The organism is Bradyrhizobium sp. URHD0069, from assembly GCF_000701345.1.
Classification (GTDB): Bacteria; Pseudomonadota; Alphaproteobacteria; order Rhizobiales; family Xanthobacteraceae; genus Bradyrhizobium.
Genome location: NZ_JNIJ01000018.1, coordinates 1 through 26,104 on the forward strand (window position 1 = coordinate 1; position 26,104 = coordinate 26,104).

The 26,104-nt window shown below is 61.5% G+C and carries 22 protein-coding genes and 1 pseudogene; 14 read left to right on the forward strand and 9 right to left on the reverse strand.

Features of this window, described 5'->3' with window-relative positions; translation table 11 throughout:
- The coding region (locus tag N554_RS0112020) for a response regulator (RefSeq protein ID WP_029583687.1) at positions 1-330 on the forward strand (330 nt) is incomplete at its 5' end.
- 77 nt (positions 331-407) lie between these two features.
- On the opposite strand, the gene N554_RS41935 is transcribed toward N554_RS0112020, so the two are convergent.
- On the reverse strand, positions 408-842 hold the full coding sequence (locus tag N554_RS41935) for a hypothetical protein (protein WP_081851246.1): 435 nt from the start codon (positions 840-842) through the stop codon (positions 408-410).
- Between the two features lie 466 nt (positions 843-1,308).
- Between N554_RS41935 and N554_RS0112025 the strand changes: the two genes are divergently transcribed.
- Positions 1,309-3,303: a methyl-accepting chemotaxis protein gene (locus N554_RS0112025; RefSeq protein ID WP_051677464.1), complete on the forward strand. Its 1,995-nt coding sequence runs from the start codon at positions 1,309-1,311 to the stop codon at positions 3,301-3,303.
- Positions 3,304-3,468: 165 nt separating this feature from the next.
- Here the strand turns inward: N554_RS0112025 and N554_RS0112030 are convergent, their stop codons facing one another.
- The 6 genes and pseudogenes from N554_RS0112030 to N554_RS40955 all read right to left on the reverse strand — a co-directional run.
- Positions 3,469-4,035, reverse strand: coding sequence for a hypothetical protein (locus N554_RS0112030; RefSeq protein ID WP_029583689.1), 567 nt, complete (start codon positions 4,033-4,035; stop codon positions 3,469-3,471).
- A gap of 437 nt (positions 4,036-4,472) precedes the next feature.
- Positions 4,473-5,135: a L,D-transpeptidase gene (locus tag N554_RS0112040; RefSeq protein ID WP_029583690.1), complete on the reverse strand. Its 663-nt coding sequence runs from the start codon at positions 5,133-5,135 to the stop codon at positions 4,473-4,475.
- A 279-nt stretch (positions 5,136-5,414) separates the two neighbouring features.
- Positions 5,415-6,797 carry a TRAP transporter large permease gene (locus tag N554_RS0112045; protein WP_197033558.1) on the reverse strand — a complete coding sequence of 461 codons (1,383 nt, stop codon included), beginning with the start codon at positions 6,795-6,797 and terminating at the stop codon, positions 5,415-5,417.
- Positions 6,798-6,817: 20 nt separating this feature from the next.
- Positions 6,818-7,444, reverse strand: coding sequence for a TRAP transporter small permease subunit (locus tag N554_RS0112050; protein ID WP_051677465.1), 627 nt, complete (start codon positions 7,442-7,444; stop codon positions 6,818-6,820).
- Positions 7,445-7,533: 89 nt separating this feature from the next.
- Positions 7,534-8,562, reverse strand: coding sequence for a TRAP transporter substrate-binding protein (locus N554_RS0112055; RefSeq protein ID WP_197033560.1), 1,029 nt, complete (start codon positions 8,560-8,562; stop codon positions 7,534-7,536).
- A gap of 466 nt (positions 8,563-9,028) precedes the next feature.
- Positions 9,029-9,169: pseudogene (locus N554_RS40955) on the reverse strand (ABC transporter ATP-binding protein); the annotation flags it as partial.
- A gap of 56 nt (positions 9,170-9,225) precedes the next feature.
- Between N554_RS40955 and N554_RS41480 the strand changes: the two are divergent.
- The 4 genes from N554_RS41480 to N554_RS0112080 all read left to right on the forward strand — a co-directional run bounded on the left by N554_RS41480 (position 9,226) and on the right by N554_RS0112080 (position 16,571).
- Positions 9,226-9,408 carry a hypothetical protein gene (locus N554_RS41480; RefSeq protein WP_210165375.1) on the forward strand — a complete coding sequence of 61 codons (183 nt, stop codon included), beginning with the start codon at positions 9,226-9,228 and terminating at the stop codon, positions 9,406-9,408.
- Positions 9,409-9,523: 115 nt separating this feature from the next.
- Positions 9,524-15,016, forward strand: a complete 5,493-nt coding sequence (locus tag N554_RS0112070; protein ID WP_029583695.1) for a trifunctional serine/threonine-protein kinase/ATP-binding protein/sensor histidine kinase — start codon at positions 9,524-9,526, stop codon at positions 15,014-15,016.
- A gap of 419 nt (positions 15,017-15,435) precedes the next feature.
- Positions 15,436-16,254: a YiiX/YebB-like N1pC/P60 family cysteine hydrolase gene (locus N554_RS0112075; protein ID WP_051677466.1), complete on the forward strand. Its 819-nt coding sequence runs from the start codon at positions 15,436-15,438 to the stop codon at positions 16,252-16,254.
- Positions 16,254-16,571: a hypothetical protein gene (locus N554_RS0112080; protein WP_029583697.1), complete on the forward strand. Its 318-nt coding sequence runs from the start codon at positions 16,254-16,256 to the stop codon at positions 16,569-16,571. The genes N554_RS0112075 and N554_RS0112080 overlap by 1 nt, the downstream gene beginning before the upstream one ends.
- A gap of 69 nt (positions 16,572-16,640) precedes the next feature.
- Here the strand turns inward: N554_RS0112080 and fliP are convergent, their stop codons facing one another.
- Both fliP and N554_RS0112090 read right to left on the reverse strand, forming a co-directional pair.
- Positions 16,641-17,393 carry a flagellar type III secretion system pore protein FliP gene (gene fliP, locus N554_RS0112085; RefSeq protein ID WP_029583698.1) on the reverse strand — a complete coding sequence of 251 codons (753 nt, stop codon included), beginning with the start codon at positions 17,391-17,393 and terminating at the stop codon, positions 16,641-16,643.
- Entirely contained in the window at positions 17,390-18,310 is a 921-nt protein-coding gene (locus tag N554_RS0112090) for a flagellar biosynthetic protein FliO (protein ID WP_029583699.1), read from the reverse strand. Before N554_RS0112090 ends, fliP begins: the two co-directional genes overlap by 4 nt.
- Before the next feature lie 375 nt (positions 18,311-18,685).
- Between N554_RS0112090 and flgB the strand changes: the two genes are divergently transcribed.
- The 8 genes from flgB to N554_RS0112135 all read left to right on the forward strand — a co-directional run bounded on the left by flgB (position 18,686) and on the right by N554_RS0112135 (position 26,099).
- Positions 18,686-19,096 (forward strand): flagellar basal body rod protein FlgB, encoded by a 411-nt coding sequence (flgB, locus tag N554_RS0112095; protein WP_029583700.1) that lies wholly within the window; start codon positions 18,686-18,688, stop codon positions 19,094-19,096.
- Positions 19,097-19,125: 29 nt separating this feature from the next.
- A complete protein-coding gene (flgC, locus tag N554_RS0112100; RefSeq protein ID WP_029583701.1) occupies positions 19,126-19,551 on the forward strand; it encodes a flagellar basal body rod protein FlgC in 426 nt (141 codons plus the stop codon).
- 17 nt (positions 19,552-19,568) lie between these two features.
- Positions 19,569-19,877, forward strand: a complete 309-nt coding sequence (gene fliE, locus N554_RS0112105; protein WP_029583702.1) for a flagellar hook-basal body complex protein FliE — start codon at positions 19,569-19,571, stop codon at positions 19,875-19,877.
- Between the two features lie 127 nt (positions 19,878-20,004).
- Positions 20,005-20,268, forward strand: a complete 264-nt coding sequence (fliQ, locus tag N554_RS0112115) for a flagellar biosynthesis protein FliQ (protein ID WP_029583703.1) — start codon at positions 20,005-20,007, stop codon at positions 20,266-20,268.
- A gap of 17 nt (positions 20,269-20,285) precedes the next feature.
- Positions 20,286-21,056, forward strand: a complete 771-nt coding sequence (gene fliR / locus N554_RS0112120; RefSeq protein WP_029583704.1) for a flagellar biosynthetic protein FliR — start codon at positions 20,286-20,288, stop codon at positions 21,054-21,056.
- A gap of 11 nt (positions 21,057-21,067) precedes the next feature.
- On the forward strand, positions 21,068-22,147 hold the full coding sequence (gene flhB / locus N554_RS0112125; protein WP_029583705.1) for a flagellar biosynthesis protein FlhB: 1,080 nt from the start codon (positions 21,068-21,070) through the stop codon (positions 22,145-22,147).
- A 144-nt stretch (positions 22,148-22,291) separates the two neighbouring features.
- A complete protein-coding gene (gene cckA, locus N554_RS0112130) occupies positions 22,292-24,853 on the forward strand; it encodes a cell cycle histidine kinase CckA (RefSeq protein ID WP_029583706.1) in 2,562 nt (853 codons plus the stop codon).
- A gap of 268 nt (positions 24,854-25,121) precedes the next feature.
- Positions 25,122-26,099 carry a Tim44 domain-containing protein gene (locus N554_RS0112135; RefSeq protein WP_029583707.1) on the forward strand — a complete coding sequence of 326 codons (978 nt, stop codon included), beginning with the start codon at positions 25,122-25,124 and terminating at the stop codon, positions 26,097-26,099.
- Positions 26,100-26,104: the final 5 nt, after the last annotated feature.

A 26,104-nucleotide genomic window follows, 5' to 3' on the forward strand; every position in this document is an offset into this window, starting at 1 on the left:
GTCCTGGAAGCCACGTCCGAAATGCTGACCACGTTCGGCTATCAGGTTCTTGGCGCCCGGAATGGTGCGGAGGCCATCCAGATCCTCGAGAGTGGCCAGGAAATTGAACTCTTGTTCAGCGATGTCGTGCTACCAAACGGAATGAATGGCGTAGAGCTTGCCCGCGAAGCCAGACAGCGGAACAAAGATATCAAAGTCCTGCTCACCTCGGGCTACGCGGGGGATGTGCTGGAACGATATCGAGCGGTGGACGAGTTTCCGATTATCGACAAACCGTTCCGCCTGACAGATCTGGCGCGGCGCCTGCGGTCAATCCTGCACGAAGCGTAAGTTTGAAATGAGAGAGGCCGTCAACTGAGACGGCTTCGCTCGTTTCAACCGGCGTTCAATCTCGTCTTCGGCCCTTATTAGTTGCACCGCATGACGTTTACGGTTTGCTCGCTGCCGTCCCGCCCAGGAACCGTTACAGTCTCGGTGGGGCAACTCGACACATACGGTCGGTCAGAAGGTACGACAGACGGCGGATATCGATGTGCCCAGTCCCAGGGAACATCATAGGTATAGGTGTAACGAATATCGTTTGATATTGGCGGCGCAACACCCACCGTGGGTCCGCCATTCGATGGGAAGTCTTCCAGTGCCGGCCAGAACAGCCCTACGGGGTTTCTGTTTCTCCGGTGGTGCCGGAACGATGGAACCAGGTGCGGGCGGGAAATCGAATGCCTCGATACAGACCCTCCACTACGCACCCCTTCCGACCTGGCGAACGTCTCGTTCGCGGCAAGCATAAGCGCTACTACGCTGAGAGACGCGATCAACGCCCCATACATTCTATACGTCATGGCACGTACCACTTCGTCGGTTACAGAGCCGCACTCCAGGGCACGCTAGGCCCGGCCTTTGGTGCCCGCAAACGCATAATTAATTATTAGTTAACGTGTAAAATTAATAGAGACCATTGTTCAAAACGCCGGCATCGTGACTATCGCGAGAGGTGTCCGCACTGGATAAAGAAGAGGCACCGTGGTCCGGCCGGTGCCCAAGGTGATCACGCCGAGAAGCAGCGTCACCGCCAGCAGGGTTTCCCGTTGAGGCCGAGTTCGGGGCGCTGGCCATTCGAAAAGTAGCCAATAAGCGACATTGCGCGTCGAGAGGCCACCAACTGAGCTGCCTTCCAAAGTCGCATGTCGAGAGCGTCGGTGCCGATAGCGAGATAGACTCGGCCAAGAGTATACCGGTTATCCATTTGTTAGGTGCACTGCACTAAAGACCGATTCAAGTTCAACTCAATCAAAATTTGCGCCTCACATGTTTGGATTTGCGGCCCCCATTCGCAAGCATCGCAGGTTTTTTCCGCGAGTCCGGATTGGCCTAAAAATCCAAATTGCACTGTTGGGAATCCTTGGCGTCCTGCTTACCGGGACAATTTGCCTGGTCGGACTTGGCCTCGCCGCCAGGAATCAACTGGAGTCTGACCAAAGCATAGATTTGCGCCTGCATGTTCTCGGGCTGTCGGCCAATTATCTGGAGGCGTACCAGATCGCGACTGAATTTTTGAGAAAGCAGGATGAAAGACTAATCGGCAAGCATGCCGGCGTTATGGAGAGTGCCCTTGGACACTTGTCCGAGATCGAAAATCGAGTTGAAAAGCTCCAGGATGGCGATCCCCTGAAGCAAATCAGCGCGCTGCGCTCTGGACTGAACCTTTATCAGACTCGCTTTCATAATTTGTCGTCGATGCGCCGCGTGCTCGGGCTGAACGAGAATCAAGGACTTCGGGGCAAGCTTGGTTCGGCGGTTCACCAAATTGAAAGCAAGCTGGCGGAGCTCAATCAGCCTCGCTTGTCCATCTTGATGCTGATGATGCGCCGCCATGAAAAGGATTTCATCCTGCGAGGGGACGAGAAATACGGTGATGACTTCGGCAAGCGGCGATCTGAATTTGGCGACGCGTTGGTAGCGGCGGGCTTGGCCGCGGGAGTTCAGAGTGAGCTTTTTTCACTCATGAAATCCTACAACGACAGTTTCGTGTCCTTTATGGTCACTCAGAGTTCTCTTAACGACGAAGTGGACGACTTTGCCACGGTATTCCAGCGAAGTCGGCCGACATTAGATGCCTTAGTCAACGCGGCGGATGCCCGATACCAGTTATCAGAGGCCCGTGCCACCGAACTGCGGCAATCACTCCGTTGGACGATCGTAGGAGCAACCCTCTGTGTTGGCCTCCTTGCAATATATTTCGGCCAGCGTATTGCCAATTCGATCGCCAGAATGACGCACGCAATGCAGAGGCTCGCGTCGGGTGATTTTGGTGTCGTCCTGCCGGGATTGGGACGACGCGATGAAGTGGGTGAGATGGCCCAAGCCGTCGAGACCTTCAAAACTAAGGCGAAGCAGAGGGCCAGAGATGAGGCTGACGCCAAGGTGAGGCAGGATCTGATCGTGGCGGCGGCCCGGAAAGCCGACATGGGCAAACTGGCCGATGAATTCGAAGGCGCCGTTGGTCGAATCATCGACACGGTGTCCGCCGCATCGATGGAACTGGAAACTGCGGCCAGCACTCTAACGGCAACGGCTGAACGGTCTCAGCAGCTTACGAATGTTGTTGCTGCAGCATCTGAAGATGCCTCGGCAAACGTGCAGTCGGTTGCTTCGGCAACCGAACAGATGTCGTCCTCGGTGAATGAAATCAGTCGCCAGGTGCAGGACTCTGCCAGGATCGCCGGCGAAGCGGTGGAGCAAGCCCAAATGACCAACAATCGCGTCAGCGAATTGTCGAAGGCAGCAAGCCGAATCGGTGATGTGGTCAACCTGATCAACACGATTGCTGGGCAGACCAACCTTCTCGCCCTCAACGCGACCATCGAGGCTGCGCGAGCCGGCGCTGCCGGCCGCGGTTTCGCTGTCGTGGCGTCCGAGGTCAAAGCGCTTGCCGAGCAGACTGCAAAGGCCACGGGCGAGATCAGCCAACAGGTTAGTGGCATCCAGAATGCAACGCGTGAGTCGGTAATTGCGATCGAGGCGATCGGCAGCACCATTGGGCGGATGTCCGAAATCGCCTCGACTATCGCCTCGGCGGTTGAAGAGCAGGGCGCCGCGACCCAGGCGATTTCCCACAACGTACAGCGGGCGGCGCAAGGCACCTTGCAGGTGAGTTCCAGCATTGTGGATGTGCAGCGCGGCACCAAGGAGACGGGATTGGCTTCCGATAAAGTGTTCTCCGCAGCGCAGTCCCTTTCTGGGGAAAGTTACCGTCTCAAGGCTGAGGTCGCGACATTCCTTAATTCCGTTCGCGCGCCTTGAGGATACCGAACCCCAAAAGCTCTTGTGCCAAGCCTTGGCGTTCATGGACCGTTGATCCCTGCGGATGAAACCAGCGAAAAGAAAGCCCGGCTGGCGGGCCGGGCTCTCATTCAGTGGTTGGCGCCCGGTGTCGGTAGCCGGGTTTTGGGACCATCGAGGTTCTTATCATTTGATCTCCCACGTCGTGTTATGCGGGATGTCCATCGCAAAATAGCCGCCGGGGCCAGCCAGTGCAGGCATTGTTATACAAGCAAATGGCTCACGCCCCGTGATCCCCTTATACTTCCCGGTGCCGCCGGTGATGATATGGGTGCCACAATCCATTTTCGGCTGTGACTTATCGAGGTCGCGAGTATCAAAGGTCGAGAAAATCTTGTCGCCGTCGCTGTCGGCTAACACGCAGGCGCCGTCAATGTATTTCTTGTCGGCGGATGCAACGTTCAACGCTGCGCAATGTGCTGACATCTTGTCGAGCATCTTCTCTCCCTTCATGTTTTGGGTAGTCCCGACCGCCTCCAGCGTGGTGGCCGTACCGAGTCCGGCGATGTCAATGCTCATCAATGGCCGGAAAACGAAGTGCGTCACGTAGGGCGTGGTCCCCTTCTTTTCAATCGGCTGTCCTAGGACAACCGCGGGGGCAAAGGCCACGAGTGCCCCGGAAAAAAGCGCAGTTTTGACAAGTGTCATCGCGGCGGCGGGTGCCGCGATTATGCTGAGGTTGATGGGCTTCATTGGTTCCTCCTCGATCGAGCGGCGGCTTCAGGCCTGTGCTAAGAACTGCCGCGGACTCAGAGACGACCTGCTTCTGCGTGATACGCCTCTGGCGTCGCGCTTCGAGCTATCGGGGTTCCCCGAAAAATATTACTGAATTCCCAAGGCCGGATGCGGCAGAAACGTTGCCGCGACTTCGCGATTCATCGGCGAAATCGATTGGAGCGCGAAGGTGTCTCGGGAGGTGTTGAAAGCACCCGCCGAGGCCTTGATCCACGTCCGATAGCTGTCAGGGACTTCAATCAATATACCCTATCCACGCTGCCAGCAAAAGCGCGAGATGCGGTGAGTGCGATGCTGGCGGCGGAAGCGTTCGCGCTGCCAAGTCAGGGTCGACGACCCGGGATTCGCTCAGGACGCTATCTTGGAATTATAGGGCGGGCCCTCCAGAGAGCTTATCAGCTGCGGGAACCTGCGAAGGGCCGCCCCATCCATGTACTCTGACCTGGCGCCAGCACGACGACGGCCGCGCCTAACTTCACTCGATCAAAGAGATCGATGACATCCTCGTTGATCATGCGGATGCAGCCAGACGATATGGCTTGGCCAATATATTCCGGCTGGTTGGTGCCGTGGATGCGGTACAGGGTGTCCTTGTTGCCCTCGTAAAGGTAGAGCGCCCGCGCGCCCAGCGGATTGGCCGGACCTCCTCGAATGCGTGACGGGTAGGGGCCGAGCCGCGCCTGAATCTCCTGTGTCGGGATCCAATCAGGCCATTCAGCCATACGGCCGACCGTCGCGACGCCGGCGAAGGCCAACGCTTCCTCTCCCACCGCCACGCCGTAGCGGATCGCCTTGCCTCCCGGCAGTACGTAAAAGAGATAACGCGCGTCAGTATCGACCAGGATCGTGCCCGGCCCCTCTTTGCGCGAATAGTCGACGATATGCCGGCGGTAGGTCTCTGGAATGGTCGCCTGCGCATAAGGCGCATGAGCCAGCAACTGCCGGTCCCTTGGGGTCAAATTGGCACCCGACGACGGCGCGAGTGTCGATTGCATACAACCGCCGAGCGCGAGCCCGAACAGCCCCACGAGCAACAACGCGAGCCCGGATCTCGGCACCGCCTGCCTCCCCAAAGCGTTACGCTGCTCTATTTGTTTCTCAAATAGTGCAGAAATCAAGGCATGATGGGAGGCAACCCGCAATAATGGGGTCGGCGCCTGTCCATCGAGCACCGCGCTTGGTTCGCCGACCTGCGTGCACTCGACGTTTTTCCGAGCGTTGCTTCGAACGGATCATCGCGAAATAGCGGTACGCGAAGCCCACGTACGTACCAGCCAGAGCGATGACGATTGAAGCTGCCACTAGACGCCGCACGTCCCCTCCAAATTGCTGGGTGGCTATTCGACGAAGCCGGCCAGTCTCGGCAGCCACAGACTGATGCTTGGGAAATAAATGCACAGCATCAAGCCGAGCACCTGCAGCGCAACGAACGGATACATGGCCGTGAACACGTCGCTCATGGTGACGCCCGGCGGCGCCGTGCCCTTCATGTAGAACAGCGTCGCCCCGAACGGCGGCGTCATGAACGCGGTCTGCAGATTGACCGCGACCAGCGTGCCGAACCAGGTCATCAGCGCAGCGTTGCTGCCGATGTGGTCGGAGAAGTCGTACTTCAACAGGATCGGCCCGAACACCGGCAGGACGATCAGGCAGATCTCGATCCACTCGAACGGGAAGCCGAGCAGGAAGATCAGAACCATAATGAAGGTGAGCATTTCCCATTTGGTGTCGATGCCGAAAGAGGTGAGCGTCGAGATCATCAGCTCGTCGCCGCCGAGCACGCGGAACACGTAGGAGAAGCCGGTCGCGCCGAGGAAGATCAGGAACACCAGGCCGTTGGCGCGGCAGGAGGAATAGATCGCCTCGTTCATCATCTTAAAGGTCATGCGCCTGTTCAGCGCGGCGATGAACATGGAGCCGAGCACGCCGACAGCACCGCTCTCGGTGGGCGTGGCCCAGCCGGCGAAGATCGAGCCGAGCACGATCACCAACAGCGCCGTCATGGGGAACAGGCCCCGCCAGACGGCGTACCAGAACGCGCGGCGGGTCTGCGGCCCGTAGCCGGGCGGCAACCGGGGCGCGGCACCCGGCCTGAAGATGGCGACGAGCACGATATAGACGAGGTAGAGGCCGGAGAGCAGGAAGCCCGGCATGATGGCGGCGAGAAACAGGTTGCCTGCCGAGGTCGCCAACATCTCCGCCATCACCACCAGCATGATGGCCGGCGGAATCAGGATGCCGAGCGTTCCGGCCGAGGCGATGGTGCCGATGGCAAGCCGCTTGTCGTAGCCCGCGGCCAGCATCTGGGGCAGGGCGATCACCGACAGCGTGATCACCGCCGCGCCGACCACGCCGATCGGCGCCGCCAGGATCGTGCCCATCACCATCACGGAGACCGCCAGCGCGCCCGGGCACCACTTGAGCAGGACCTCGGTTGCGTCCAGCATGTCCTTGGCGGAGCCCGATCGCTCCAGGATCGCGCCCATGAAGATGAACATGGGGATCGACGCCAGCACCGGATCGTTGGCGACCCCACCCCACATGCGCAGTACGATATCGGACAGGCCGATCAGGTGGAAAGTGCCGAGCCAAGCGCCCGCGACCGCAAAGACGAGCGCTAGCCCGCCCATGATGAAGGCGACCGGGTAGCCGATGAAAATGCAGAAGAACATCGACACGAACATGATCAGAGCGAGATTGTCGGCCAGCCAGTCGAGCACGTCAGAGTCCCCCGGTTGGGCTAAACGTCCGTAATCACATGTCCGATTTGCAGATTGACTTCCCGCTCCGACTTTTCACCAAACAGGAAGACGATCACGCGGAGCAGTACGCTGAGGATGCCGAGCACCACCATCCACAGGCCGGCAGCGTAGACGCCCTTGATGATCCAGCGGTGGGTCAGCCCCACCGTGCTGTCGGACTGCTCGCCGAGCCGATAGGACTGCGCAACGAAATCCAGGCTGTAGTAGGCGACCAGCGCGCTGTATGGCAGCGCCAGCACGAGGCAGCCGGCGAGTTCGATCCATGCCCTGCGGCGATACGACATCCTCTCGGTGAACGTATCGACGCGCGGATGCGCGTTGATCGTGTAGCAGTAGCCCATCCAAAGCGAGAAGATCGCGGCGTGGAAGTGCCATTCCAGCTCTTGCAGCCTGGTGTACGGCAGCTGCATGCCGAACTTGCGCGCGACGACATCGAACGTGGTCACGCACGCCATGATGACGAGCAGCCAACCGGACGCCAGGGCAACAACCTCGAGCACCCGCCGCATATTCTCGGCCAGCTTCAGCAACGCATTCATCGCGACAAAGTCCTCTCGCCCGCACGCCGCATCGGAATTGAGATGCACGAGCGGTTGATCCGTCATCGGGCTGTTCGGCTGATCCCTCACCGGCCGGCGAGACGACCTCCGGGGCAGGAACCGGCGCAGCCGCTCGCTGCACCGGCTGCCTCCGCTCAATCCTTCTGGTAGGTGGCTTTCATCGTCTGCGACACGCCCCAAACCGAGAACTTCTTGCGGTAGTCCAGGTAGTGGTCGGCGACCTTCTTGAACAGCGGGTCCTTGGCCGATTCCTCTGCCAGCACTTCCAGCCAAGCCTTCTCCAGCGTGGCCAGATCTTGGTCGCTCCAGCGCTTGATCTGAACCTTGTGCTTGTCGCGCATCTCGGCCATCGCCGCGAACTGGGAGTGGTCGCTCTCGACGTACATGTGCATGATGGATTCGCCGAGGGCGATCTCGATAATCGCCTTGTTCTGATCCGACAGCGCCTCCCACGCCGTCTTGTTGATCAGAAGCTCGCCCACCGAGGTCTGCTGATGCCAGCCTGGGAAATAGTTGAACTTGGCGATCTGATGGAAGCCCAATTTGGTGTCCATCGTCGGCATCGAGAACTCGGTCGCCTCGATCACGCCGCGCTCCAGCGCAGGATAGATGTCAGCCGCCGCCAGCAGCTGGGTGGAGACGCCGAGCTTCTGCATCACCTGTGCGCCAAGGCCGAAGAACCGCATCTTCACCCCCTTCAGTTCCTCGACCGACTTGATCTCGTTGCGGAACCAGCCGGAGGTCTCGGGCGCGATGGCGCCGGCATCGATCGCAATCAAGCCGTGCTTGGCGTAAATCTCATTGCGCAACTCGTTGCCGCCGCCGAACCACTTCCAGCCGAGGAACTCGCCGATGGGCGGGCCGAACGGCACGGTGGTGAAGAAGGCGAGCGCGGGGTACTTGCCCGTGTGGTAGCCTGGCGTCGTCCAGCACGATTCGATCGAGCCCTTGGACACCGCGTCGAAGCACTCCAGCGGCGGGATCAACGCGCCGGGCTCGTAGAACTTGATCTCCAATTTGCCGCCCGACAACCGCTCGACATTCTTTGAGAAGCGCACGCCCGAGGTGCCGAGGTGTGGCAGCTGGCTGCCCCACGCGCTCTGCATCTTCCAGCGGACTTTGTCCTGCGCGTTCGCAACTGTGGTCACCGCCGTGAGCGCCAAGGCGGATAGCCCCACGAATCCCATTAACAGTGTGGATTTCATCATCTTGCAGCTCCTTCCTTGGTTGCTCGTAATGCCGAAGCCCGCAGCTCACACGGCCGCAATGGTTGCTCGACGGTAAGTTTGTTGACGTGGTTGCGCAGAGCGGGTTGATGGCCGGCTCGAGCCAAGCACTTTGCAATGACGTTCCCCATGTTCACCTCGTACCGCTCGCTCGTTGCGGTCAAAGTAAGCATTTTCGCGTGCGGGGGCGCACGGCGAGTGCTCGGTGGGAGACCGGCACAAAAGGATTGTCGGTTCTACTGAGAGTGCGATGCCCGCCGACGGCATTCCCGGCTGCCCATTCGCCTCGAACGGAGACGTCGGCACGTCCCGTCTCGAAGGGCTGCTCTAAAGAAGACTACACGATCCCACGCTTATCCAAAAGGCCTCATATTGGCCGGGGCCGATTACTCGGCGTCATCGCCTAAACGAACCAACGTTTGCGCCGTTTGTAGTGCTTCACATCGCGGAATGATTTTCGCTTTTCGCCGGCGATACCGAGGTAGAATTCCTTGACGTCCTCTTTTTCGGCGAGCGCCCGCGCCTCGCGGTCTATCACCACGCGGATCAACACTCGCGTCAGCATGGATTCGAAAACGCGCGGCGGAGTGAATTGGAAGGTTGGCCGATCTCGCGCAAATCCTGCTCGACCGTCTCACCGCGCTCGGGACACGCCATGCAGAATCCGGCGGCAAGGCCTTGTGCATAGCTGAGGTAATGATCGCCCACCCAGACGAGCGGCAGGTAGACGAGCGCCATGAGCAAAAGGCCAGCGCGGCTCTCGTTATCTTCTTACAGCCATAATATAGCACCGATCGTCATACGTTCGCTTTTTTAGCGTCTGTTTTTGGATTGACGGGAGCCAGAGCAAACGTAACCTGATCAATGTACTAAGCAGTCCTCCTGGCAGGAGGCCGTCGTGAACGAGCTCTCGGGCTACGCATTCTCGCCGCTGAGAGAGGGAGACATCGCTCTCTACCGGGGCTCCGGCAACGGCCTGCCTCCGGTCCTGCTTGTTGCCGCGGAAGAAACCTCGCTCAGTTGCGTCGAGCGGCTTCAACACGAATATGCGCTCAAAGCCGAACTTGACGCTGACTGGGCGGCGCGACCCGTCGAGCTTACCCGCTACGACGACCGCATGACGCTGGTGCTTGAGGATCCCGGCGGTGTGCCGGTCGATCGACTGCTTGGCCGACCCCTGGACGTATCGGATTTCCTGCGCATCGCGATCCCGCTCGCGGGCGCGCTCCGCCGATTCCATGAGCGAGGCCTGATCCATAAGGACATCAAGCCGGCAAACATCCTGGTCGACACGGCAAGCGGCGGCGTGTGGCTGACGGGGTTCGGCATTGCCTCGCGTCTGCCGCGCGAGCACCAGGTCCCCGCGCCGCCGGAGGTGATCGCCGGGACGCTTGCCTACATGGCGCCGGAACAAACTGGCCGGATGAACCGCTCGGTGGACTCCCGCAGCGATCTTTATGCACTCGGTGTCACCTTCTACGAAATGTTGACGGGGACGCTTCCCTTCGCCGCCGCCGATCCGATGGAGTGGGTGCACTGTCATATCGCGCGGCAAGCGATGGCGCCCGACGAGCGAGTCGCCGGCATCCCGGAGCCGCTCTCGGCAATCGTGATGAAGCTCCTCGCCAAGACCCCCGAGGCGCGCTACCAGACCGCCGCGGGTGTCGAAGCCGATCTGCGGCGCGGCCTGGCGGAATGGGAGTCGCATGGCCGTATCGGGCCATTTCCGCTGGGCACGCACGACGTTTCGGACCGGCTGCTGATTCCGGAGAAGCTTTACGGCCGGGAGCGCGAGATCGACAACCTGCTCGCTTCCTTTGACCGTGTCGTGGCCACGGGCACGCCCGAGCTCGTGCTCGTGTCCGGATATTCCGGCATCGGCAAGTCCTCGGTGGTGAACGAACTGCACAAGGTGCTGGTCCCGTCGCGTGGCTTGTTCGCGTCCGGCAAGTTCGACCAGTACAAGCGTGACATCCCGTACGCCACCCTGGGCCAGGCCTTCCAGAGCCTCGTCCGCTCGCTCCTCACCCAGAGCGAGGCGGCGCTCGGGCGGTGGCGGGACTCCTTGCTCGAGGCGCTGGGCCCGAATGGTCAGCTCATCGTCAACCTCGTTCCCGAACTGGAACTCGTGATCGGAAAGCAGCCGCCGGTTCCGGACCTGCCGCCGCAGGACGCGCAGAACCGCTTTCAGATGGTGTTCCGGCGCTTCCTCGGGGTGTTCGCGAGCAAGGAGCACCCGCTCGCGCTGTTCGTCGACGATTTGCAATGGCTTGATGCAGCAACCCTCGACCTCCTCGAGCATCTGGTCACGCACCCGGAAGTGCGGCACCTGCTGCTGGTCGGGGCTTACCGGGATAACGAGGTCGGTCCCGCGCACCCGCTTCTGCGAACGCTGGAGGCGATTCGCGCCGTCGATGCGAGGGTGCAGGAGATCGTGCTGGCGCCCCTCGATCTCGACGATGTTGGCCGGCTCGTCGCCGACGCGCTCCACTGCGAGCCGGAGCGCGCGCGACCATTGGCGGAGCTAGTCCAGCAGAAGACCGGCGGCAATCCGTTCTTCGCGATCCAGTTCTTTATCGCGTTGGCCGACGAGGGGCTGCTCGCATTCGACGCAGTCGCGTCAGCCTGGCAATGGAACATGCAACGCATCCGCGGCAAGAGCTACACCGATAACGTAGTGGATCTTATGGCCGGGAAGCTGAAGCGGTTGTCTTCCACCACCCAGGAAGCCCTGAAACAACTCGCCTGCCTGGGCAATGTCGCCGAGATCGCCACCCTGGCTCTGGTTCACGGGACAACAGAGGAGGCGATGCACACGTCGTTCCGGGAAGTCGTCCACGCTGGGCTCGTTTTTCGCGAGGACGGCGCCTACAAATTTCTGCACGACCGGATCCAGCAGGCGGCCTATTCACTGATTCCCGACGAGGACCGTGCCGACATCCATCTGCGCATCGGCCGCGTGCTGCTCGCGAACATGACGCAGGACGATCTCGCCGAGCATCTGTTCGATGTCGCAAACCAGCTCAATCGGGGTGCCGCACGGCTGATCGACCGGGACGAGAAAGCGCAGGTGGCGACGATCAATCTGCGTGCCGGGCGAAAGGCCAAGGCGTCGTCGGCTCATGCGTCGGCGTGCGCGTACTTGGCGGCCGGCATGGCTCTGTTGGACCAGCGGGAGTGGGACACCCATTACGAGTTGACGTTCAGCCTGTGGCTCGAACGCGCGGAGTGCGAGTTTCTGAGCGGCAACTTCGAAAAGGCCGAGCAACTGATTGCGGAGTTGCTGCAGCGCGGCGCGTCGAAAGTCGACCAAGCGGCGGTCTACCACCTGAAGGTCCAGTTGCACCTCCTGAAGTCCGAACACCAGGAAGCTGTGGTCGCCGGGCTCACGTGCCTGCGCCTGTTCGGCATTGACCTCCCGGCACACCCGGCCTGGGAGCAGGTCCAGGCCGAATACGAGACGGTCGGGCGCAATCTTGGGGCGCGCCAGATCGAGCACTTGATCGATCTGCCGCTGGGAACCGATCCGGAACTGCGGGCCGCGATGGATATGCTCTCGGTCCTGATCACTCCCGCTTACTTTACCGACTTCAAATTTTATTGCTTGCTCGTGTGTCGCATGGTGAACGTCAGCATGCAGCACGGGACGACCGGCGCTTCGGCGCACGCCTATGGCCGGCTTGGGACGATCCTCGGCCCCGCGTTTCACCGTTATGGGGAGGGTTATCGTTTCGCAAAGCTCGCATGCGACCTTGTCGAAAAACACCGCTTCATCGCTTACCAGGCAAAGGTTCACCACGCGATGGGATGGGTTGCCCTCTGGACGCAGCCGATCGCGACGGCGATCGATTTCAATCGGGCGGCCTTTCGCGCCGCGAGCGAGACAGGAGATCTGTCCTACGCCTGCTTAAGCATGTTCCAATCCTTCACGGGTCTTCTGCTCCGCAACGATCCGCTCGATGCCGTGTGGCGCGAGTCGGAGAAGAGCCTGGACTTCGCCCGGAAAGCCAAGTTCCGTCGCGCCGAAGACCTCATGGTGAGCCAGCAACGCTTCATCGCCACGATGCTGGGCCGGACCAGGAGCTTCTCCACCTTCAGCGACGCGCAGTTCGACGAGGCGACGTTCGAGGCGCAGCTTACAGCGGGGCGGATGAGCTTGATGATCGCCTGGTACTGGATCCTGAAACTTAAGGCACGATTCCTGGCAGGCGAATACGCCGAGGCGCTCGCGGCAGTCGATAAGGCGAAGACGGTCCTTTGGGCTTCGCCCGCTCATATCCAGTTGCTCGACTACTTTTACTACACCGCGCTGACGGTGGCGGTGCTCTATGAGAATGGCTCTGCCGACGAGCAGAGCGCGTGGCGCGACCTCCTGACGGTACACCGAGAACGATTGCGCGAGTGGGCTGACAACTATCCACCGACTTTCGGCGACAAATACGCGCTGGTGTCGGCCGAAATTGCCCGCCTCGAAGGACGAGACGCCGACGCGATGCGTCTGTACGAGCAGGCCATTCAGTCGGCGCGCGAACACGGCTTCGTTCAACACGAGGGCCTGGCCTATGAGACGGCCGCGCGGTTCTTCACGGCGCGCGGCTTCGATACGATCGCCCACACCTGTCTGCGGGAGGCGCGGCGCTGCTATCTTCGCTGGGGCGCGGCCGGCAAGGTGCGACAACTCGAACAGCTTCATCCGCATCTCCGCGACGCACCAGTCCCGGCATCTCCCACCGCTACCATTGGCGCGCCTGTCGAGCAGTTGGATGTCGGGACGGTACTCAAGGCCGCGGAGACGGTGTCCGGCGAGATCGTCCTCGGCAAGCTCATCGAGACGCTGCTGCGGATCGCGGTCGAACATGCCGGCGCCGAGCGCGGCCTGCTCATCCTGTTCGAAGGTGATGAGCCACGGATCGCGGCGGAAGCGACGACCGGCCGCGGCCAGGTTGAAGTCACGCTGCGCCAAACGGCCGTGTCACCGGCCGAGCTTCCCGAATCCGTGCTCCACACCGTGATCCGCACGCGGGAAAGCGTGATCCTTGATGACGCCTTGGCGCAGAATCCGTTCTCGGCAGATGAGTACATCGGCCATAGGCACGCCCGGTCGGTACTCTGCCTGCCCCTGGTGAAGCAGGCGAAGCTGATCGGGGTGCTCTATCTCGAGAACAAGCTGGCATCGCACGTGTTCACGCCCGCCCGGATCTCGGTGCTGGAATTGCTGGCATCTCAAGCGGCGATCTCGCTAGAGAACGCCCGTCTGTACAACGACCTGCAGGAGCGGGAAGCCAGGATCCGCCGCCTAGTCGACTCGAACATCATCGGGGTCGTGATCTGGGATGTTCAGGGCCGGATCATCGATGCCAACCAAGCTTTTCTCGACATGGTCGGACATGGCCGGGAAGATCTCGTCTCCGGTCGGCTGCGATGGACGGAACTGACGCCGGCCGAATGGCGCGACGCCGATCAACAAATCATTGCAGAGCTAAAAGAGGTTGGAACCCTCCAGCCGCGTGAGAAAGAGTACTTTCGCAAAGACGGCAGCCGCGTGCCGGTTCTGGTCGCCCGTGCGCTTTTCGAGTGGAAACCAGACGAAGGGGTCTCCTTTGTCATCGACATGACCGACCGCAAGCGAGCGGAAGAGAGGCTGCGCGCCAGCGAACAGCGCTTCCTCGATGCCCAAATGGAGCTCGCACACGTAACGCGCATAACAACCCTGGGCGAACTGGCGGCCTCGATCGCCCATGAAGTGAACCAGCCGCTCGCCGCCGTCGTCGCCAACGCCGAGGCCGGTCTGCGCTGGCTCCGCCGAGGAACTCCCGACGTGGACGCAGCGTGCCGCTCGGTGGAATGGATTATCGACGACGGCAATCGCGCGGGTGAGGTGATCCGGCGCGTCCGGGCGCTCGCCAACAAGACCAGCCAAGAGAAGGTGCCGCTCGACGTCAATGACGTCGTGAGGGAGACCATCCCGTTGGTGCAGCGTGAGTTGATCAGCCATCAGGTATTGTTGGGAATGGACTTAACACCGGCTCTACCCATGATCCTGGGTGATCGGGTTCAACTGCAGCAGGTGATCATCAACCTGGTGATGAATGGCATTGAAGCGATGCAATCGGTCACGGATCGGCCGCGCGAACTGGGGATCCGATCAGGCCAGGACGAGACACAAGTGCTGGTAAGTGTGATTGATTGCGGAAACGGGATCCCCACCGAGAACGCGGCCCGGCTGTTCGACGCCTTCTTCACCACCAAACCCAGCGGCATGGGCATGGGACTTTCCATCTGCCGTTCGATCGTGGAGGCTCATGGGGGACGACTATGGGTTACGGCCAACGTACCCCACGGCGCCATGTTTCAGTTCACCCTGCCGGTGAGTGCAGACACTGCGTCGTGAGGTTGCGCCCGTAAGCCGTCCCTTAAGCCAAGTCATTCAATTTCTCCATTTGATATGAAAAGCCAACAGCGTCTGGCTCTCCTATGCAAATGGTGACGCGATCAGACCGATAGAAGAAACATATCGTCACGTCGCTTCACCGCCGCGCGAGGTCGCTCCTAAATTCAAATTTAGATTTTAGAACCCCGATGCAATGGTGCATCACTCCAGTTTGCGTACTTTGTGATCGTGAGCAGGCCGCGGTGGCCGCTGCTAAACCTAGGTATGCCCTTCTCAACCAAATGTAACGTGCGGATCAACCTCCGTGCAATGGTCCGGCCCTTCTCTTTGTGATTAGGCTTGGGTGTAACCTGGGTTGCCGAACGGCAGGAGAGCTATCTGGAACTGCCAGACGGGAAAACGAAAGGCAAGGACAAGGCATGGGCTGGATGTTCGACATTGTCGGACGTTTGATTGCGCGGTTGCAGAAGCCGGCCACTCACCGTGAGCCGTTCAATCCGAACGATTCGACGGCCTTACAGGATACCCTTCGACCCGGTGATGTTTTGCTGGTCGAGGGCAAAGGTCGTATTTCCGGCGGCATCAAATATCTCACTCAATCGACCTGGTCGCATTCGGCGTTGTACGTCGGACCGATACCGGGCGCCGCAACCGACGGCGAGCCCCACGTCCTGATCGAAGCCAATATCGACGAAGGTGTCGTGTCGGCGCCGTTGTCAAAATATCTGCATTGTCAAACCCGCATCTGCCGGCCGGTCGGCCTGAGCGAAGCGGACTGCGAAAAGGTCTGCCGCTACGCCTCCGAACGCATCGGTCTCGGCTACGATTTCAAGAACGTCATCGACCTGATGCGCTATCTATTGCCATGGCCGGTGACGCAGCGTTGGCGCCGCCGAACGATCGCGCTCGGCTCCGGAGATGCCAGCCGCATCATCTGTTCTTCGCTGATTGCGCAAGCATTCGACGCCGTGCGTTACCCGATCCTGCCCACGATCACGCGCGTCGAGAGCCAGGCAGCGCGGCGCGAAATCGCCGAGATCCGTCACCCGTCACTCTATGCGCCGCGTGACTTCGATATTTCGCCCTACTTCATGGTGGTGAAGCCCACGCTCGCGCGCGGCTTCAATTATAAAGACATGCATTGGGCCGATCTTCCCCAGGTTCACACCGCACAGCTCGCGCTCGCTCCAGAAATCGAAGGCGCGAGCGCGGAGATAGCCTACGCCGGATTTTCTTGATGGCGAGCCCGATCGCCGTCTCATCGACCACAAATCTGGAGATTGATATGTCAAAGCCCCGCCTGCAATTGGTTCATTGCTCGAACGACATCCGACCGAAAGCAAACCACCGGCGGCACGGCCGCAGCTTCCAACCTTTGGTTATTCACGGGGGCGCGCGCGCGCGATCCGTGCCGAGAGAGAACTCAGGGGAAGCCGCGCTTGAATTGTTCGATCTTGGTCTTTTTAATTTTTTTGGAAATTACCTTGCCTTCTTGCAGGCGAGTAAAACAGTTCTTGAGGCCTACAATTGGACCGCTCCTGAAAACGCCGGCTAGGTTGACCGAGATTCTCGACTTAACGCGTTTTCTCGAGGCGAGCCGGTCTCCACTTCGCTTGAGAACGCTCTATCCCCCGTAACTTTGCACCAGGCTGCCCGCCACCAGCGACCAGCCGTCGACCAGCACGAAGAAGATCAGCTTGAACGGCAGCGACACCACCACCGGCGGCAGCATCATCATGCCCATCGACATCAGCACGGATGCAACCACGAGATCGATGATCAGAAACGGCAGAAACAACAGGAAGCCGATCTCGAAGGCCCGTTTCAGTTCGGAGATCATGAACGCCGGCACCAGAATCCGCAGCGACATCTCTTCCGGCGTTGCCGGCGGCGCTTCGCCCGACATGTCCATGAACAGTTTCAGATCCTTTTCGCGCACGTTCTTCTGCATGAAGCTGCGCAGTGGCATCGAAGCGCGCTGCAGCGCGTCCTCGACGCCGATCTGGTTGGCGACCAACGGCTTGATGCCGTCGTCGTAGGATCTCTGCAGCACCGGGGCCATCACGAACGCGGTCAGGAACATTGCGAGTGCAATGATGACTGAGTTCGGCGGCGCGGTCGCGGTGCCGAGCGCAGTGCGCAACAGCGACAGCACGACGACGATCCGGGTGAACGACGTCATCATGATCAGGATCGACGGCGCGATCGACAGCACCGTCAGAAGCGCGATCAGCTGGATCGCGCGCTCGGTGACGCCGCCATTGCCCTGCCCGAGACTGATGCTGATATCTTGCGCGAACGCCGGATCGATCAGCGATCCGGCGGCTATCAGAGTTGAAAAAAGTAAAACTCTACGCGGAAATGGCGCTGGCCTCACGAAGGATTCTTTGGCCGGCCCAGCAGCGATGCCATCTCGTCTTCGAGATTCTCAAAACCGCTCTTTGAAGGCGCAGCAGGCGGCGATGGCTCGTTGCGCGGTGCCGCACGGTTTGGCGGCTCGGGCGCCACCGGCGGGGCACCGACCCGCGGTTCGCTCGCTTCACCGGATGGCCGGCGAAGGGCTGCCTCCAGACGTTGCGCCATCTCGGCGAGATTTTGGTCCGCGCTCGACTCAGCCGAAGGGGGCGGAGGCGGCGGCGGTGCGGTGGCGCGCTCGGGAGCGCGAATCGGCGGTGCCTTCGGCGGTTCGCTCTGGCGCGGCGGCCGGGGTATCAGCGGCTCGTTGCGCGAGGTGACGCGCGAGGGCATCGGCTCGCCGCGCAGTTCGGGGCGGGGCTCCAGACGGCCGAGCGGCTCCGGCGTGAAGCCTGCCAAGGGATCGCTGCGCCGTTCCGACAGCGCCGGGCGACGTATTTCGTCGGCAAAAGAGGGCCGAACCGGGCGGGGCGATGGTTCGGGAATGTGCGGTTCGGCGTGATCGAACGCGTCGGACCGGGAGCCTTCGCCATCGGTCCAGCCGGCATCGGGCAGCGGTGCAATCCGGGGCGCTGGTTCGGCGCCGAGGGCGGATCGCATCTGATCCCGTGCCGACGTCGCGCGCACGATGTTGGATTCCACGACCATATCGGTCGGACCGCCGATCATCAGCAGATGCTCGACGTTGTCACGCCGCACCAGCACCAGCCGCCGGCGACCATCGACGGCTGCGGCATCGATCACCGCCAGCCGCGGCATCCGCCCGCGATTGGTGTTGGCACCGACGCGATTGGTCGCGAATCGGCGAACCAGCCATGCGGCGACGCCGATCAGCGCCAGAACGGCCAGGAATGCGAAGAAAAATGTCAGTGCCTGCATGATTTGTCCCCGGCAAATAGCCTTTTCTTCAGGTTTCGTCGAACGCGGATCGAAAACGACACAATAAACCGCGACCGCAGCCTGAGATCGGCCCTAATCTCTTGATTGCCCACAGCAGAAACTGCTGCCCGCTACCTTAATAACCCAGGAATCGGCTGGACCAAAACGACTTCTTGCGCTTCAGACTCCAACGACTTGGCTGGTTAACGCAGCATTCGTGGCGAAAATGCGCGCAAAATGGTCATCGGCGTGAAATCCGCTTCTGGATGTTCGTTTCATCGGCCGCGGCGCATCTTAACCCGCTGTTAACCATACACGCGGCAAATTCTGCCTACCTCAGGGCGTGGTGCCGGGAGGCGAGGGGGGGCGGTAGCGATGTCCATCAAAGATCTTCCGGACTTGTCGGCGCTGCGCACCAAGATGCAGTGGCATCAGGAACGCCAGCGCGTGCTCTCCGAGAACATCTCCAACTCCGATACGCCGAATTTCAAGCCGCGCGACCTGATCGAACCGAAATTCGACGGCGCCGGCGCCAGCGTCAGCGCCGGATCGATGGGATCGCTGGCGATGATGCGCACCGCGACCAGTCATATTGCCCCGTCGGGTGGCGGACAAAGCTTTGCGCAGGACCGCAAGGGGGTGTTCCAGACCAGGCCCGCCGGCAACGCCGTCAATCTCGAAGATCAGATGCTCAAGGTCTCGGCGAACCAGATGGACTATGCGGCGGCGAGCTCGCTCTACAGCAAGAGCCTGCAGCTTCTGAAGACCGCGATCGGCAAGCGCTGAGGCAGGACCAAGGACCAGGGGACGACATCATGGCCAACGATGGAGGGGATTTCGCGAGGTCGATGAGCATCGCGACCTCGGGGCTGCGCGCGCAGGCGGGGCGGATGCGGTTGATCTCGGAAAATATCGCCAACGCGGATTCCACCGCGCCGACTGCCGGCGGCGATCCCTATCGCCGCAAGGTCCCGACATTCACCTCCGAACTCGATCGCACGCTGGATGCACGGGTGGTTGCGCTCGGCAAGGTCCGGCCCGACACGTCGGCGTTTCGCATCAAGCACGAGCCCAGCAATCCGGCGGCGGACCCAGCCGGCAACGTCAAATATCCCAACGTCAATTCGCTGATCGAAATGACCGACATGCGCGACGCGCAGCGATCCTACGAGGCGAACCTCAACATCATCAGCGCCACGCGCCGGATGATCCAACGCACGCTCGACATCCTCAAGGCCTGAACAGGAAACCTCAAGCCATGGCTTCACCCACAGTCGCTGCAAGCGCCTACGCCAATCTCGCCCGCATTCTGGATACCGGCGGCGCCGGCAAAGGTTCCGAAACGGGCGGCCCCTCGTTCGGTGCGGTGCTCAAGGAGGCGATCGGAAGCGTCATGGACGCCGGGAAAAAATCCGATGCGCAGGCGGTCGCGATGGCCTCGGGCAAAGCGAACGTGATGGACGTGGTGACGGCGGTGGCGGAAACCGACGTCGCGGTCTCGACGCTGGTGTCGGTGCGCGACCGGGTCATCCAGTCCTACGAAGATATCATGAGGATGCCGATCTGATGAGACCTCATCCCGAGGAGCCGGCGCGGCCGGCGTCTCGAAGGATGAAGAGGCGCTTTGGCCTCATGGTTCGAGACGCGCGCAAGGGCGCGCTCCTCACCATGAGGGGAGAAGAAGGGAAGTCGAAGTGACCGGTGCTGAAACCCTCGACGTGGCGCGCGATGCGATCTGGACCATCGTGGTGGTGTCGTCGCCGCTGATGGTCGTCGGTCTCGTCGTCGGCGTCGTGGTGTCGCTGTTTCAGGCGCTGACACAGATCCAGGAACAGACGCTGGTGTTCGTGCCGAAAATCCTGGCGATGGTGGTCACGCTGCTGCTCGCGCTGCCGTTCATGGCGGACTCGATGCATGGCTACATGATGCGGATATCGTCGCGAATCATAGGCGGCTGATGCACTGTGCGTAGATCATGCGCATCGATATTTCACTGCTGCCCGCGCTCGCCGCCACCTTCATGCTGGTGTTCGCCCGCGTCGGCGCGATGGTGATGCTGTTGCCGGGGTTGGGTGAATCCAATATTCCGGTTCGCATCAAGCTCGCGATCGCACTGCTGCTGACGCTGGTCATGTTGCCGCTGCACCGCGCCGCCTATAACATCGACACGCAGTCGATCACGCCGCTGCTGGTGTTGATGGTCCATGAGATCATCATCGGCATTGTGCTCGGCGCCACCGCGCGGGTGACGCTCGCGGCGTTGCAGGTCGCGGGGTCGGTGATCGCCCAGCAACTCGGCCTCGGCTTCGTCACCGCTGTCGATCCGACCCAGGGTCAGCAGGGCGTGCTGGTCGGAAACTTCCTCACCCTGCTTGGCGTGACGCTGTTGTTTGCGACCGATACCCATCATCTCGTCATCGCCGCGCTCAACGAGAGCTATTCGATTTTTTCGCCGGGAGACCTGGTGCCGAGCGGCGACGTCGCGGCACTCGCGACCCGTGCCTTCGCTGCCGCCTTCAAGATCGGCATGCAACTTTCGGCCCCGTTTCTGGTATTCGGCCTGGTTTTCAACATCGGGCTTGGCGTGCTGGCGCGGCTGATGCCGCAGATGCAGGTCTATTTCGTCGGCGTGCCGCTCTCGATTCTCGCCGGCTTCCTGATCCTCGCCCTCGTCATCGCCGCGATGATGGGAACGTTCCTCGATTATTTCATCGGCGTCATGCATGAGCTGACGCCGCGGAAATGAAAGCCTGAGCCATGGCCGACGAAAGCGACACAGCCGATAAAACAGAAGACCCCACGCAAAAGCGTCTGGATGACGCCCACGACCGCGGCGACGTCGTCAAAAGCCAGGAAATCACTACCTGGTTCATGATCGCCGGCGCGACGTTGGTGCTGTCGGCATTTTCCGGATCGATCGGCGGCGGGATTTTGATGCCGATGCGCAATCTGATCGCCAATTCCTGGATGATCCACGCCGACGGGCCCGGCCTGATGGCGCTGGCGCATAGCCTCGAGTATGTGCTGATCGCAACGCTAGGCGTGCCGCTGTTGATGCTGACGCTCGCTGCGATTGCCGGCAATATGATTCAGCACCGGCTGGTGTGGTCGGGCGATTCCCTGAAACCGAAGTTCAGCAAAGTCTCGCCTATGGCGGGAGCCAAGCGGATCTTCGGCAAGCAGGCGGCGGCGAACTTCGGCAAGGGCGTTTTCAAAGTCGTCGCGCTGGGAACCGTCATGACCGCGGTCCTGTGGCCGGAGCGTCATCGCCTGGAAGCGATGGTGCGGTTCGATCCGGCGGCGATTTTAGGCGTCACCACCGAGCTGACGGTGCATCTGCTGGTCGCCGTCGTGGCGATGCTCGCGGTTGTCGCGATTGCGGACTATTTCTTCCAATACCGGCAATGGTTCGAACGCCAGAAGATGTCGCTGCAGGAAATGAAGGAGGAGTTCAAGCAATCCGAAGGCGACCCGCACGTCAAGGGCCGGATCAGGCAGTTGCGCCAGGCCCGCATGAAGAAGCGGATGATGGCCGCGGTTCCCAAGGCCTCCGTTATCATCACCAACCCGACCCATTACGCGGTCGCGCTTTCGTACGAGCGTGGCATGCCGGCGCCGGTCTGTGTCGCCAAGGGCGTGGATACGGTTGCGTTCAAGATCCGGGAAATCGCAGGGCAGCACGATATCCCGATCGTCGAGAACGTAGCGCTGGCGCGCGCTTTGTACGCGACCGTGGAGATCGACGACGAGATCCCGGTGGAACATTATCATGCGGTCGCCGAAATTATCGGCTACGTGATGGGTCTCAAGCGCGGGCTTTCCGGCTGGCGGGCGTGAACCGGTAAGAGGGAGGGGCCGGAAATGCGTGCAATGAACGAAAAAGCGCCTTGACGGACTTGCGCTTGCGGGGCCGATTCAGGCACTCAGGAGATGGCGCACAAAAGGCGCGTCACCTCCATGTCGACAGGCTGCGTCCCTCGTATGACCGCCGATACTGACTATAACCCGCGACGAGAGCAGACGATCGCCCACGAACCGGCGCGGCGGAGCGGTAGCATCGTGCTGGTTCTGCTGGTGGCCGGCGGCATCGTCGCAATCGCCATCGCGCTTATGACCATCGGCCGTGCGGAGGCGCAGCCCTATATCCTCGGGCTGCTTTCGCTGCTGGCGATGGTTGGGCTGTTCAACCTGTTCGCTTTTGCCGCGGGAATCATTCGTTTCGCCGATCGTGCGACCGACGATCCCGTCAAAGGTCGCATCGCCGACCAGGCCCATGACGGACTGGCGGTCACCGACTCCCGCGGCCATGTGGTCTATTGCAACGCCGCCTATCTCGCGCTCACGGGTGCCGCGACCGCACAGGATGCACGACCCGTGGAGCGGGTCTTCATCGGCAATCCCGATGTGTCGGAGGCGGTGTTTCGCCTGCTCAAGGCGGCCCGGGAAGGCAAGCGGCAGCAGGAAGAAGTCCGCATCGCCGGTTCCGATGGCGCGCATGGCCGCTGGCTGCGGATGCGGGTCCGGCCGCTTGGCCAAAGCAAGCGCGAGGCGAAATACGCGGTTTGGTCGATTGCAGATATCACCCGCGACCGCCAGCGGCAGGAGGACGTGTTTCAGGAACTGCAGCACGCGATCGAATATCTCGATCACGCGCCTTGCGGCTTCTTCTCGGTCAATCCAGCCGGAGAAATCGTCTATGTCAACGCCACGCTGGCGAACTGGCTGGATCACGATCTCGCGGAGATCGGGTCGGGCGGCCTGAAGCTGACCGACATCGTGTCGGGCGATGGCGCTGCGCTGCTGACCTCGATCATGCCGGTGCCCGGCGAAGTCAAAACCGAGGTGTTCGACATCGACCTGCGCATGCGCGGCGGCAAAACCGTGCCGGTGCGTCTCTACCACAAACTGGCATTCGGGGCGGACGGCGCGCCCGGCGCATCGCGCACCTTGGTGATCAGCCGCGCCCGTGACGAGCGTTCCGATCCGCAACGCGCCGCCGAAGTGCGCTTCATGCGCTTCTTCGACCACACTCCGATGGCGATTGCGACCGTGGACCGGGAAGGCGCGGTGGTGCGCGCCAATGCCCGCTTCGCCAAGCTGGCGCAAAGCCTCAGCCCCGACGGCGCGGCCAGCAAGTCGATTTTCAGGGCGGTCAACGCCCGCGACCGCAGCCTGCTGATCGCAGCCATCAACCAGGCGGCCGAGGGGCAGGGCGATATCGCACCGGTCGAGGCGATGCTCGAAGGCGCCAAGGAGCGATGGGGGCAGTTCTTCGTGACCGCGGTCGAGGAAGACGAACGCGAGACCGAAGCCGCCATCGTCTACATGCTGGAAACCACGGAGCGCCGGACGCTCGAAAACCAGATCAACCAGTCGCAGAAGATGGACATGGTCGGCCAGCTCGCCGGCGGCATCGCCCACGATTTCAACAATGTGCTCTCCGCCATCATGATGGCGAACGACTTCCTGCTGAACGCGCACAAGCCGACCGATCCGTCGTTCCAGGACATCATGCAGATCAAACAGAATGCGACCCGCGCAGCGACGCTGGTGCGCCAGCTATTGGCGTTCTCGCGGCGACAAACGCTGCGGCCGCAGGTGCTCGATCTCGGCGACGCGCTATCGGACCTCACCATGCTGCTGCGCCGCCTGATCGGCGAGAAGGTCAAGCTCGACCTGGTGCATGGCCGCGATCTCTGGCCGGTGAAGGTCGACGTCTCGCAATTCGAGCAGGTGATCGTCAATCTGGCCGTCAACGCCCGCGATGCGATGCCCAACGGCGGCACGCTGACAGTGCGCACCGCCAACGTGACATCAGAGGAGTCCGGGCGTCTCACCTACAAGGGTATGCCGGCGGCGGATTATGTGCGCATCGACATTGTCGACACCGGCACCGGTATTCCCGCCGACATCATCGACAAGATCTTCGAGCCGTTTTTCTCGACCAAGGAAGTCGGCAAGGGCACCGGCCTCGGCCTGTCGACGGTGTACGGCATCGTCAAACAAACCGGCGGCTTTGTCTATGTGGACTCGCTGGCCGACAAGGGCACCTCATTCCACATCTTTGTGCCCCGGCATCATCCTGAACAGGAGGTCCAGCCCGACGCTGTGGCCGCGAACGGCGCGGCCAAGGAGCAGGCGCCGGAGGCGAAGCCCCGCACCGATCTCACGGGGCAGGGCACGATCCTGCTGGTCGAAGACGAGGAAGGCCTGCGCTCGCTGAACGCGCGGGGCTTGCGCTCGCGCGGCTACAGCGTGATCGAGGCTTCGAACGGCATCGAGGCGATGGAAGCGCTGGAACAAAGGAACGGCGGCGTCGACCTCGTCGTGTCCGACGTGGTGATGCCGGAGATGGATGGTCCGACACTTCTCAAGACGATGCGCAGCCGCAATCCGGACCTCAAGATCATCTTCGTGTCGGGTTACGCGGAAGATGCGTTCGAGAAGAGCCTGCCGGAAAACCAGCAATTCGCCTTCCTGCCGAAGCCCTTTACGCTCAGCCAGCTGGTTGCCGCGGTGAAGGAGACCATGACGCCGTCTTAGAGCTCGCATGTCCCAGACGCGGTGCAGGTGAACGTAGCCCGCATGGAGCGCAGCGAAATCCGGGGCCGCGATTAGAGTTCCCGGATTACGCTGCGCTCCATGCGGGCTACATGCTGTGCGACGCCCGAAAAATGTCTGCAAATGAGCGATATCGCCGCATGGCCGCGACCGAGGGCCGCAGCCGTGGTTCCCGATAGTGGCTTCCATTTTAAGCGGCGCTGCCCATGTTAGTGGCGCTTCCCCCTGCCGGGGATTGAGGAAAAGCGATATGAAATTCACGCAGCGCACGCGCGGCATCGTCCAGGCAATCGCCGTCGTTTTATCGTTGGCACTCCCGTTGATGCTCGCGATCTCCGCGGCCGATGCCCGTGTCGGCGGCGGCGGCAGCTCGGGTTCCCGAGGGGGACGAACGTTCTCCGCTCCGCCGAGCACATCGACAGCGCCGAATGCAGCGCAGCCATTCAACCGTACCATCACCCAGCCGGGCAGCCCCGGAATGGGAGCACCCGCTGCCGCAGGCGCGGCCAAGGGAGGCTTCTTCAACCGGCCCGGCATGGGCATGCTCGGCGGCCTCGCCGCGGGCTTCCTTGGTGCCGGCCTGTTGGGCATGTTGTTTGGCGGCGGACTGTTCGGCGGACTCGGCGGACTGTCTTCGATCATCGGCCTGATCCTCCAGATCGGCCTGATCATCATCGTGGTTCGGCTTGCGATGTCGTGGTGGCAGCGTCGCAACGCAACGGCTTCGGCCTATGCCGCTCCGACGCCCGCACCGGCTGTCGGCCCCGGCCCATTGAACAGCCTGCGCACCGGAAGCGGTTTCGGGCTGGGATCGGGCAGCGCACCGCTTGAGATTGCGCCGGCCGATTACGAGACCTTCGAACGGTTGCTCGGTGAGATCCAGGACGCGTGGTCGAACGAGGATGTCGCTAAGCTTCACACGCTGGCCACGCCTGAAATGGTGTCCTACTTCACCAAGGACCTCGAGGAGAACAAGGCCCGCAACGACATCAACAAGGTGTCCGACGTCAAGCTGCTGCAGGGCGACCTCGCGGAAGCCTGGCGTGAGGGCGAGACCGACTACGCCAGCGTGGCGATGCGGTTCTCGCTGGTCGACAAGACCCTGGAGCGCGGCACCGGCCGGTTGGTCGCAGGCAGCGAACAGCCGATCGAGGCGACGGAGGTGTGGACCTTCGCGCGGCGGCGTGGCTCCGACTGGGAACTGTCGGCGATCCAGCAGACCAACTGATCGTT

Coding starts and splice junctions, on each gene's coding strand:
- N554_RS41935 (WP_081851246.1), bottom strand. CDS start 842: ATGACGTATAGAATGTATGGGGCGTTGATCGCGTCTCTCAGCGTAGTA.
- N554_RS0112025 (WP_051677464.1), top strand. CDS start 1,309: ATGTTTGGATTTGCGGCCCCCATTCGCAAGCATCGCAGGTTTTTTCCG.
- N554_RS0112030 (WP_029583689.1), bottom strand. CDS start 4,035: ATGAAGCCCATCAACCTCAGCATAATCGCGGCACCCGCCGCCGCGATG.
- N554_RS0112050 (WP_051677465.1), bottom strand. CDS start 7,444: ATGACGGATCAACCGCTCGTGCATCTCAATTCCGATGCGGCGTGCGGG.
- N554_RS0112075 (WP_051677466.1), top strand. CDS start 15,436: ATGGGCTGGATGTTCGACATTGTCGGACGTTTGATTGCGCGGTTGCAG.
- N554_RS0112080 (WP_029583697.1), top strand. CDS start 16,254: ATGGCGAGCCCGATCGCCGTCTCATCGACCACAAATCTGGAGATTGAT.
- N554_RS0112090 (WP_029583699.1), bottom strand. CDS start 18,310: ATGCAGGCACTGACATTTTTCTTCGCATTCCTGGCCGTTCTGGCGCTG.
- flgB (WP_029583700.1), top strand. CDS start 18,686: ATGTCCATCAAAGATCTTCCGGACTTGTCGGCGCTGCGCACCAAGATG.
- flgC (WP_029583701.1), top strand. CDS start 19,126: ATGGCCAACGATGGAGGGGATTTCGCGAGGTCGATGAGCATCGCGACC.
- fliE (WP_029583702.1), top strand. CDS start 19,569: ATGGCTTCACCCACAGTCGCTGCAAGCGCCTACGCCAATCTCGCCCGC.
- fliR (WP_029583704.1), top strand. CDS start 20,286: ATGCGCATCGATATTTCACTGCTGCCCGCGCTCGCCGCCACCTTCATG.
- flhB (WP_029583705.1), top strand. CDS start 21,068: ATGGCCGACGAAAGCGACACAGCCGATAAAACAGAAGACCCCACGCAA.
- cckA (WP_029583706.1), top strand. CDS start 22,292: ATGACCGCCGATACTGACTATAACCCGCGACGAGAGCAGACGATCGCC.
- N554_RS0112135 (WP_029583707.1), top strand. CDS start 25,122: ATGAAATTCACGCAGCGCACGCGCGGCATCGTCCAGGCAATCGCCGTC.